Raw genomic sequence first — 10,279 nt, forward strand, 5'->3', positions numbered from 1 at the left:
TCCTGTCAGTCCTCGAACGCCTCGGTAGCGCGTCTGCGACCCGCTAGGAAGGCGTCTGCCACCAGTCGCAGTGGCGCGACGTCGACATCGCTCCGGCCGTCCGCGATCAATCTGGCGAAGCGGGCGTAGAGCGCGGGATATTCGCCCTCCGGCGGCAGGCTGCGTTCGTTGTCGTCGACGAACATGCGGTTGCCGCCCTCCGCCAGTCGCAGCAGGCCCGCGTCGGTTTCGACGACGATGTCCCAGGTTTGCGGCCCCGTCTGGCGCCAGTCGAACTCGGCCGCGATCGGCGCACCTTCGGCCGTGCGCATCGCAAGCGCCGCGGCGATCGGCGCTTCGCGGTTGTCCGGGAATTCCAATGTGGCCGATTCGAGCCGTACCGGACCACGCACGATCCGAGTCAGGATCGACAGTGCGTTGATGCCCGGGTCGAAGACGCCGAGGCCACCCGGTTCCCAGATCCATTGCTGGCCGGGGTGCCAGTGTCGCACGTCTTCTTTCCAGTCGATGCGGATTGTGCGGATCGCCTTGCCCGCCAGCCAGTCGCGAGCAGGCTCGACCGCGGCGGCGAAGCGCGAATGCCAGCTGGCGAACAGCGTGACGCCCGCATCGTCGGCAGCCCGCGCCAGATCGACGACCTCGGACAGCGTCGCGCCCGGCGGCTTTTCGAGGAACACGTGGCGTCCCGCGGCGATGGCCGCGCGGGCGGCGGCATGGCGAACCTGCGGCGGCTGGCAGAGCGCGACCGCCGGAATGTCCGGTTCTGCTGCCAGCAGCGCGTCGATGTCGTTATAGGCGGGCAGCCCTTCGGCATGGGCGTGGCGGCTGGCCGTGGCGGCCAGTTCGAACGTGTCGCTGTTCGCGATCGCAGGAACGTGCTGGTCGCGGGCGATCTTGCCAAATCCGACGATGGCGACCTTCACAGCGCGCGCACCGTGACGGTTTCGGCATCGGCGATGGCGAGCGGATTACGGACCGGCAGCGTGAACGGGGCGGCCTCCACCTCGAACACGTCACCGGCCTGTGGTGTCACACCGTCGCTGAACGACAGTGTCGCGGTGCCGTAGAAATGGACGTGGACGTCGCCCGGACGACGGAAACCGGCGTATTTGAAGTGGTGATGCTCTAAATTCGCCAGGCTGTGCGACATGTTCACCTCGCCGCTGACGAAGGGCTTTTCCCACAGCACCGCGCCGTCGCGGACGATGCGGCTGGTTCCGCGCACGTCTTGCGGCAGCTCGCCCAGCAGCAGTTCGGGGCCGAGCGCCGCGGCGCGGAGCTTCGAATGCGCCAGCCACAGATAATTGCCCCGTTCGGTGACGTGATCGGAAAACTCATTGCCCAGCGCATAGCCGAGCCGCACGGGCGCACCGTCCGCGCCGATCAGGTAGATGCCGGCGATTTCGGGCTCCTCGCCCCCGTCGAGCGCGAAGGCGGGACTGACCAGCGGCTCGTCGGGCGCGGCCAGGATCGCGCCATCGCCCTTGTAGAACCATTCGGGCTGCACGCCCGTCGCGCCTGCGGCAGGCTTCCCGCCCTCGACGCCCATCAGGAACATCTTCATCGAATCGGTGGGATCGGGGTTCTCCGCCGCTTTCTTGTGCATGGCATCGCGCCCCTCGGCCGAGCCGAGGTGGGTCAGGCCGGTGCCCGACACGAGAAGATGCGCGGCGTCGTCATGGTCGATCGGCGCCAGCAGGCGGACAGTTGCCAGATCGATCGCGTCGCCCAGCCGGTCACTGGCCAGCGTGGCGAGCGTCGTGCCTGCGGCGATGGCCTCCTGTGCCAGCGCGAGGGTCGTGGTCGCCCCGGTAATGCGGCGCGCACCGTCCGACGTGATTGCGGCCACGCCGCGCACGCCGTCATCAAACTGAACCAGGCTTGTTACCGCCACTTTCACGCTACTCCCCTCCCACGATACAGGATCATGTTAACCCGCATCGATTGAATAACTCAGACATTATGATAGGGCCGGCAAAACGGGCTGGCAAGTCCGATGGGGAGACGAAATGAGCGGTCAGTGGTTGGCGATCGACTGGGGGACGACCAATCGGCGCGTCTACCGGATCGATGAAGACGGCGCGGTTGGCGAAAGCGCGCGCGACGACCGCGGTATCCTTGCGGTTCCGGCTGGGAGCTATCCGGCGGAGGTTGCGGAAATCCGTGCGCGGTTCGGCGACCTGCCGATCCTGTGCGCCGGCATGGTCGGGTCGAACCGCGGCTGGACGGAACTGCCCTATGTCGCCTGTCCGGCCGGAGTCGACGCGGTGGCGCAAGCGGTGCGTTGGGTCGAGCCGGGCCGTACCGCAATCGTGCCAGGCGTCACGGTTTCCAACGGCCCGCGCCGCGACGTGATGCGGGGCGAGGAGGTGCAGCTGCTCGGCGCGATCGCCGCCGGCCTGGCGCCCGGCGACGCCGTGCTCTGCCAGCCGGGGACGCACTGCAAATGGGCGTGGATGGCGGACGGACAGATCGAGCGCTTCGTTACTGCCATGACCGGCGAGCTCTACGCGTTGCTCGGCAAACACAGCCTGCTCGCGGCGCAGATGACCGGCCATGCGACGCCGGGCGTCGATTTTCTGGCCGGCGTCGCCGATGGAGCCGACGGCGACTTGAGCGCCCGGCTGTTCGGCGTGCGTGCCGATGCGGTGACGGGGGAGGGCGCGATCGGCGACGCCGCATCCTATATCAGCGGCTTGCTGATCGGTGCCGACGTTCAGCAACGGCTGGGGGCGGGGGATCATGTTCATGTCCTCGCCGACGCGGCGCTCGGCGGCCTGTATGTCGCGGCGATCGAAGCGGCGGGCGGGCAGGCGACGCTGATCGACAGCCACGCGGCGTTCGTCGCCGGCATCACCAAAATCTGGAGCCTGATTCGATGACCGTGCCGAGTGATTTCGTCCAAGCCTTCGCCCGTTGCCCACTGGTCGCGATCCTGCGCGGCATAACGCCGGACGAGGTCGATGCGGTCGGCGATGTGCTGGTCGAGGCGGGGTTTTCGCTGATCGAAGTGCCACTCAACTCGCCCGATCCCCTGGTGTCGATCGAGCGAATGGCGAAGCGGCTGGACGGGCGCGCGTTGGTGGGCGCCGGCACCGTGCTGACGCCGGCACAGGTGACCGATGTGGCGGGTGCGGGCGGGCGGATCATCGTGTCGCCGAATACCGATCGGCACGTCATCGCCGCGACGGTCGAGCAGGGGCTCGCCTCGCTGCCCGGTTGCTTCACCCCGACCGATGCCTTCGCGGCGCTGAAGGCGGGTGCGCATGCGCTGAAATTCTTCCCGGCTGAGGTATTGGGGCCGGCTGGCGTCAAGGCGATCGGTGCGGTGTTGCCGAAGGATGTTCTGCGCCTGGCGGTCGGCGGGGTGACGCCGGCGACGCTGCCGGCCTGGCGTGCGGCGGGGATCGATGGCTTCGGGCTGGGGTCGGCGCTCTACAGCGTCGGCAAGTCGGCAGCCGACGTCGCCACCGCGGCCCGCGCCTTTGTGGCGGCGCTGGCGTGAGCCTGACCCGGCGCGTCACGATGGCGGGGGGCTTGAGCCTGATCGCCGGCTGCGCGCTGCCGCTGCGGGCACGCGAACAATTGCTCTATTGCGACGACTTTCGTGACGGCCTCCGCCAGTGGCTCGTCGAGGCGGAGAAGCCAGGGCGGATCAGTGCGACGGGCGGCGTGCTCGACGTCGCGGTGCCGGCGGGTGTGACGCTCTGGTTCCGGCCGGTGCTGGAGGGGCCGGTGGCGATCGACTTTAGCGTGACGCCGGTTTCCGAAGGCGGCGAATGGGACACGGTCAGCGACGTCAATTGCTTCTGGATGGCAACCGATTCCCGTGCGCCGGGCGGCGACGTGCTGGCGCGGGCGCGGAGCGGCGCGTTTGCGGACTATGACGAGTTGCGGACCTATTATGCCGGGATCGGCGGCAACCGGAACACGACGACGCGGTTCCGGCGCTATGTCGGTCAGCGTGAGAACCGGCCGTTGTTGCCGCAGCACGATCTGTCGGGGGCGGCGAACATGCTGGTGCCGAATCGCCCGATCCGTATCCGCCTGATCGCGAATGGGCGGCGGATCGCGCTGATCCGGGACGGCGCGGTGCTGTTCGCACTCGACGATCCGCAGCCATATACGCGCGGCCATTTCGGACTGCGGACGACATGGAGCCATCTGCGGGGGACCGACTTCCGGGTGTGGCGCTTGTGATCCAAAAATCCTCCCCTGCAAGGGGAGGTGGCGCGCGGCACGCGCGACGGAGGGGGGTCCCGTTCTCGATGGGGTGACACCCTTTCGTCAGGCCTGGGGCCTGCCACCTCCCCCCCGCAGGGGAGGATTCTATGGCTCTCGAATCACCGCCAGCTTCGCCATCCCCGACGGCTTGCCCGGCTCTGCGCGCACGATCAGCGACAGCGTGCGCTCGCCCGGGGCCGCCGGAATCGGAGCCGTCATCGGCGCCGGCGCCGGATCGCTTTTCTCAGCGACCTTCTTCCCATCCAGCCACAGCTCCGCGCTACCGCGAATTTCGGTGAAGACGATCCGCCCGCCCTTCGCCCGCACGCGGGCTTGCGGGGTGAAGCTTAGATAATACGCATTCCAGGGCCCCTCTGCGCTTGGCCCTTCCAGCCGACCGGGACGACCGACCGACAGCGCGAAGCGATCTTCGGTTGCGGGGGGCGGTGTGGGGCCGGGGCGCTCGGCCTGGAAGGGGAGGCGGCGCCAGACCGACAGCAGCATCTCGGGCCGCGTCACCGCGACCGACGCGCGGGGTTTCGCGGCGATACGGTCAAGCGTCAGCGTCGCGGGCTTCAAGCCCGGCGCGGTCGCGCGCAGCACGGTTCGGCCGCGGCCGGCATGGGCGCGGACGATGACCTGCGCCAGACCGTTGAACAGCTTCCGAGCGTCGCCCTTCTCGGGATCATGGTCGTTCGGATTGCCGTTGCCCAAACCGATGATCGCGCCGCCGTCGATCGCAAAGCGCGCCGGCAGGTTGGCTGTCGGAACGTGACGCCCCCGCGCGTCGATCGCGTCGACCGTCACCGGCTGCACGTCCTCGCCGTCGCCGACCATCGTGCGACGGTCGGGCGTCAGGCGCAGCGCGACCGTTGGGCCCGCCGTCTCTACGCCTGAGCGCGCGATTTCGCGGCCGTTGCGATAGGCGATCGCCTCCAGCCGACCGGGCGCGTAGGGCACCTGGAACTCGGGCATCTTCAACCGATCGACCGCCGCTTCGCCGACCTTGCGACCGTTCAGCGTCAGCACGACGCGGTCGGCATTGGTCAGCGCGACCACCCGGATCGGCTGCCCCTCCTTGCCCGGCCACGTCCAGTGCGGTTGCAGCGCCAGCACGGGCGCGTCGTCGACCCATTGCGCGCGGTGCTGATGGAAGGCGAGCTTGGGGAAGCCGCACAGGTCCATGATGCCGAACAGGCTGGATGTCGTCGGCCATTCGAACGGCGTCGGCTCGCCATGATAGTCGAACCCGGTCCACACGAACCCGCCGGCCAGAAACGGTCGCGTCGCGATCGCGCGCCAGCCGTCGCCATGCGTCGCGCCCCAGGGGGCGGCATTGTCGTCATAGCTCGACAGGATGTTGCGCGCCTTGTCGTCGGCCCATTCGCCGCGGATCTGGAAGGCGCTGGTGTCTTCCGAACTGGTCAGCGGTTTGTCGGGGAAGGCGGCGTGATATTTGTCGTATTGCGCGATCTGATAGTTGAAGCCGACGACGTCGACCGCCTTGCTGACGTTCGACGGCTCGAACATGCCGTTGTTCATCGCCGCGGTGACGGGGCGGCTGGTGTCGAGTGCCTTCACCGCCGCGGCCATGCGGCGGACCATCTCGTATCCCTGGACGGTGCCCTGCATCGGTTCTTCGTTGAACACCGACCACATGAAGACGCTGGGCCGATTGCGGTCGCGCCGCACCATCCAGGTCAGCTGCTTCATATAGTCTGGGCTGGGGTTGAACTGGCGGTTCTCGTCCATCACCAGCAGGCCGTGGCGGTCGCAGGCGTCGAGCAGCTCGGTCGGCGGCGCATTGTGCGACATGCGGATCGCGTTCGATCCCATCGCCTTGAGCCGCCGCACGCGCCAGTCCCACAGCGCATCGGGAATGGCGGTGCCGACACCGGCATGGTCCTGATGGTTGCAGGTGCCCTTGATCTTCAGCGGTCGGCCGTTGAGCTCGAAGCCCGTGCGGCTGTCGAAGCGGAACCAGCGGAAGCCGATCTTGATGCGGCGGGAGTCCAGCAGACGCTCGCCATCCAGAACGCGAACCTGAAGCGTGTAGAGATTGGGTGTGTCGGGCGACCAGAGCTCTACGTCGCCAACAGACATTTCGAAGCGAACAGCAGTCGGCTGAAGAGGAGCAACAGTCGCCGGCTTACCCCATCTCGGAGCATGCACGTCGTATGTTTTGCCGTCCGGGCGGATCAAAGCGGCGACGACATCTACCTGCTGTGCCGCTTCGCCGATGTTGGCGAGGTCAACGGTAACCGGCACGCTCCACGTTCCATCCGCCGCACGCACCGGATCGCAGTGCACCCCGTCGGTCACGATATGCACCGGCTCGCGCACCGCCAGCCAGACGTGGCGGTACATGCCCGCACCTTCGTACCACCAGCCTTCCATCTGGTCGGCATCGACGCGGATCGCGATGGTGTTCAGCTGGTCGCCGAAGCGGGCAAACGGCGTCAGATCGACGCGGATGCCGTTGTAGCCGCTCCAGTTGCGGTCGACGATCGTGCCGTTGATCCAGATCGTCGCATGGGTCGCGATCGCGCCGAAGTCGATCTCCAGGAACTTGCCCTGCAGCGCCGGGTCGAGGCGGATCGTGCGGCGATACCAGCCGATCCCGCGGCGGCGATAGCCTTGCGCGACGTTCGCCTGGGAATCGACCGGCGCCTCGATCGCCCAGTCGTGCGGCAGCTCGACTTCGCGCCAGTCGCTGTCGTCGAAACTGATCGCCGCAGCGCCGTGGGCCGCGCCGGCCTTGGCATTCTCGTAGCTTGGCTCATGCCCGGTGATGACCGGCATCGGGATGTCGCCGAGGTGGAACCGCCAGCCGCTGTCGAGTCGCAACCGGCCCGGCTCCTCCGGCTCATAGGGCGTGTCGAGCCCGTCGCGGGGCGGCGGCATCGGCAGGTCCCAGTCGCGCGTCGCCGCCGCGATGGCGATGCCGGGGGCGGGCAGGAGAGCCGCGACCGAGGTCGAGCCCAGGAACGCGCGCCGGTCCATCCTCAGCGCGTCCCGCTGGCGACGGGATTCTTCCCCCACAGCTGTTCGTAACGCCAGCCCGACAGATCCTCGACGATCGCCTGTGCCTCGGGCGAGGTCGGCGCGGTGCCGCCGGCGCGCAGATGGTCGATCTCCGCCATCAGCACGTCATGCGTGCGGGCATTCAGGCGAAAGCGCCAGGACGCGATCAGCCCGAGCAGCATCACGACCATCGGCCCCAGCACCAGCAGCCAGGTGATGGTGGCGATCGCCTGCGGGGTCTGGACCACCTGTTCGACCGGCGTGCCCTTGGGCGGCGAAATGTACCCGCCTGCATCGATGACCCAGCCGGTGAAGATGATCGCGATCGACTGGGCGAGCTTGCGCACCAGCGTCATCACGCCGGCGAATATGCCCTCGCGCCGCTGGCCCGTCACCGCCTCGTCCACGTCGGGCAGGTAGTTGTAGACCGACCAGGGCACGAAATTCAGCGTACCGCGCCCCAGACCCGCCAGGATGATTGGCACGAACAGCCAGAAGGCGAGCGTGGGACTGAAGGAGGCGAAGATGTTGCCGTCCATCGCGCGCAACTCGCCCACGAAGCCGGCCGGGCGCAGTAGGTAGAAGGCGAGGAACAGCGCCAGCCCCGCGATGAAGAAGCTGATCGCGATGCGGTACGCGACGACCGGGCCGGTGCGGATGACGATGCGGATCGCGATCAGCACCGAGATCAGCTGCGCGACATACATCGTCGTCAGCAGCTGCGAGATGATGAGGGTCGCCCCCATCATCACCGTCACGACGAAGATCGGGAAGGCGGTGTTGAAGATGTCCTGCGAGATATAGCCGCCCAGATAGATCGACAGATGCTGGCGGAACGCGCGGATGCGCAGCGTCGAGAACAGGTCGCGGAACATCTTGACCGGGATCATCAGCGCGGTCGTCGGATCGAACGGCCGGGGCTGAACCAGCTTCTCCGCCTCGGTGTAGGGCCGTTCCCAGGTGAAGATTACGACCAGCGTCACGACCAGGCTGAACAGCCCGCCGAAGATCGCCGCCATGATGAAGAAGGTGTCGGGCGAATCCGTGCCGCCCAGTTGGGCAATGATCAGCGTCGGCAGATAGGAGGCGAGGATCGCCGAGCTCTGCGCGACCAGCATCCGCGCGCCCGCGAACTTCGCCTTTTCGCGGTAATCGTTGGTCATCTCCGCGGCCAGCGTCTCCCACGGAATCAGGAACATCGTGTAGACGAATTCGAAGAAGATGAAGGTCAGCAGATAATAAGTGAAGCTGTGCCCGGCGATGAAGATCAGCGCAAAGCTGGGGAGCAGCGGAATGGTGATCAGCAGGAAGATCTTGCGCCGTCCGACCCTGCGCCCGATCCAGGTGTGGCGGAGGTTGTCGGAGACATAGCCGATCAACGGGCAGGTGATCGCCTCCAGCAGCCGCGGCAGGCCCAGGATCAGCCCGGCTTCGGCCGCCGACAGGTTGCAGAAGGTGGTGAAGAAATACAGCAGCCAGCCGGTGATGACCGCCTGTGCGCCGGCGCCGAGCATGTCGCCCGATCCCCAGCCCCAATAATTATACCAGCGCGGCTGGCGGCGCATGCCCACACCTATGCTCGAGCTATCGCCGGCCATTCGTCACCCTCCCCGAAAGGCTAAGCGCCTTTACTCCACATTGTGGACAGCTATCATGCCATGTGGAAACAGTGCAAGCGTAAGCAGGAGAGTAGGATGCGGTATCTGGCGGCCATTGCGGCAATCACCCTGGCCATTCCGGCGGCGGCGCAGCCGGCGAAGGAATGGGTCGATCCGCTGACCGGCCACCGCGTCGTTCAGGTCAGCCGCGAGCCCGGATCGGTCAACCTCTACTTCCACCAGAACAGCTATCTGCCGCAGGGCGACAAGATGGTGTTCCTGGGGCCGAAGGGCATCATGATCGCCGATCTGAAGACGTGGACCGTCAAGCCCCTGGTCACGCAGAAGGGCGCGGTCCTGCTCTTCACCGGCCGCAAGAGCCGGAACGTCTATTTCGCCAGTCGTGAGCGTGACGACAGCGGCCGTCCGTTCGACGTGATGGCGGCCGATGCCGACACCGGCAAGATCCGCAAGATCGCGACCGTGCCCGGCGGCTGGATTGGCTCGATCAACGCCGACGAGACGCTGCTGCTCGGCCAGGTCGCGACCGCCGTGGTGCCGCTGAAGCCCGACGGGACGCTCGCGCGCGGCAACGGCGAACAGAATACGCCGGGCATGAACGACTATCGCGCCAACTGGCCCGACGGCCGACCGATGACCTATGCCGACGCCAAGGAGGTTCACATGAACCGTCGGCTGGATGCGGGCGTGCCGATGGAAATCTTCACCATCGACACCCGCACCGGCGCTCGGAAAGTCGTGACGGCATCGACGGACTGGCTGAACCACATCCAGTTCTCGCCGACCGATCCGATGCAGATCATGTACTGCCACGAAGGTCCCTGGCACCGCGTCGACCGCATCTGGACGATCCGCGCCGACGGCACCGGAAAGACGCTGGTCCACACGCGCACGATGAACATGGAGATCGCCGGCCACGAATTCTGGTCGAGCGACGGCAAGACGATCTGGTACGACCTTCAGACTCCGCGCGGCCAGGTGTTCTGGGTGGCGGGTTATGAACTCGCGACGGGCAAGCGCACCTGGTACAACCTCGATCGCAACCAATGGTCGGTGCACTTCAACCAGACGCCGGACGGCACGCGCTTCTCAGGCGACGGCGGCGACAGCGAAATGGTCGCCAAGGCGCCGGACGGGAAATACCTCTACCTGTTCACGCCCAAGGCGATCCCCGACGTCGCGGGCATCCATGCCGACAATGCCGACAAGCTGATCGTGCCGGGCACGTTCGAGAGCGAGAAGCTCGTCGACATGCGCAAGCAGGATTACCGGATGGAGCCGAACATGACCTTCACGCCGGACGGCAAATGGGCGGTGTTCCGGGGCAATTTCGACGGCGCCGCACAGGTCTATGCGGTGGAGTTGGCGAAGGCGAAGTAAGGCTATCGCCCTCACCCTTCCGGCGCTTTGCG

The 10,279-nt window shown here is 66.9% G+C and carries 8 protein-coding genes; 4 read left to right on the top strand and 4 right to left on the bottom strand.

The annotated features are described in order from the left end of the window. Positions 1 to 5: 5 nt before the first annotated feature. Both JW805_04795 and JW805_04800 read right to left on the bottom strand, forming a co-directional pair. A complete protein-coding gene (locus JW805_04795; GenBank protein MBN2971332.1) occupies positions 6 to 923 on the bottom strand; it encodes a Gfo/Idh/MocA family oxidoreductase in 918 nt (305 codons plus the stop codon). After that, positions 920 to 1,879, bottom strand: coding sequence for an FAH family protein (locus tag JW805_04800; protein ID MBN2971333.1), 960 nt, complete (start codon positions 1,877 to 1,879; stop codon positions 920 to 922). Before JW805_04800 ends, JW805_04795 begins: the two co-directional genes overlap by 4 nt. A 130-nt stretch (positions 1,880 to 2,009) precedes the next feature. Here JW805_04800 and JW805_04805 point away from each other — a divergent pair, with 130 nt between their 5' ends. Genes JW805_04805 through JW805_04815 form a run of 3 tightly spaced genes read left to right on the top strand, consistent with a single transcriptional unit; the run spans position 2,010 to position 4,200 of the window. Further along, the gene (locus JW805_04805; protein MBN2971334.1) at positions 2,010 to 2,882 is read left to right on the top strand and encodes a 2-dehydro-3-deoxygalactonokinase; all 873 of its coding nucleotides are present in this window, start codon (positions 2,010 to 2,012) and stop codon (positions 2,880 to 2,882) included. Further along, positions 2,879 to 3,505 (top strand): 2-dehydro-3-deoxy-6-phosphogalactonate aldolase, encoded by a 627-nt coding sequence (locus JW805_04810; protein ID MBN2971335.1) that lies wholly within the window; start codon positions 2,879 to 2,881, stop codon positions 3,503 to 3,505. Before JW805_04805 ends, JW805_04810 begins: the two co-directional genes overlap by 4 nt. After that, positions 3,502 to 4,200, top strand: a complete 699-nt coding sequence (locus JW805_04815; protein MBN2971336.1) for a hypothetical protein — start codon at positions 3,502 to 3,504, stop codon at positions 4,198 to 4,200. The genes JW805_04810 and JW805_04815 overlap by 4 nt, the downstream gene beginning before the upstream one ends. A 129-nt stretch (positions 4,201 to 4,329) precedes the next feature. Here the strand turns inward: JW805_04815 and JW805_04820 are convergent, their stop codons facing one another. Together JW805_04820 and JW805_04825 are read right to left on the bottom strand one after the other, a co-directional pair. Further along, entirely contained in the window at positions 4,330 to 7,227 is a 2,898-nt protein-coding gene (locus tag JW805_04820; GenBank protein ID MBN2971337.1) for a DUF4982 domain-containing protein, read from the bottom strand. A 2-nt stretch (positions 7,228 to 7,229) separates the two neighbouring features. Continuing rightward, positions 7,230 to 8,813, bottom strand: coding sequence for an MFS transporter (locus tag JW805_04825; protein MBN2971338.1), 1,584 nt, complete (start codon positions 8,811 to 8,813; stop codon positions 7,230 to 7,232). 129 nt (positions 8,814 to 8,942) lie between these two features. On the opposite strand from JW805_04825, the gene JW805_04830 reads away from it, so the two are divergent. Further along, positions 8,943 to 10,247 (top strand): oligogalacturonate lyase, encoded by a 1,305-nt coding sequence (locus JW805_04830; protein ID MBN2971339.1) that lies wholly within the window; start codon positions 8,943 to 8,945, stop codon positions 10,245 to 10,247. Positions 10,248 to 10,279: the final 32 nt, after the last annotated feature.

It is taken from the genome of Roseomonas aeriglobus, assembly GCA_016937575.1.
Taxonomy (GTDB): domain Bacteria; phylum Pseudomonadota; class Alphaproteobacteria; order Sphingomonadales; family Sphingomonadaceae; genus Sphingomonas; species Sphingomonas aerigloba.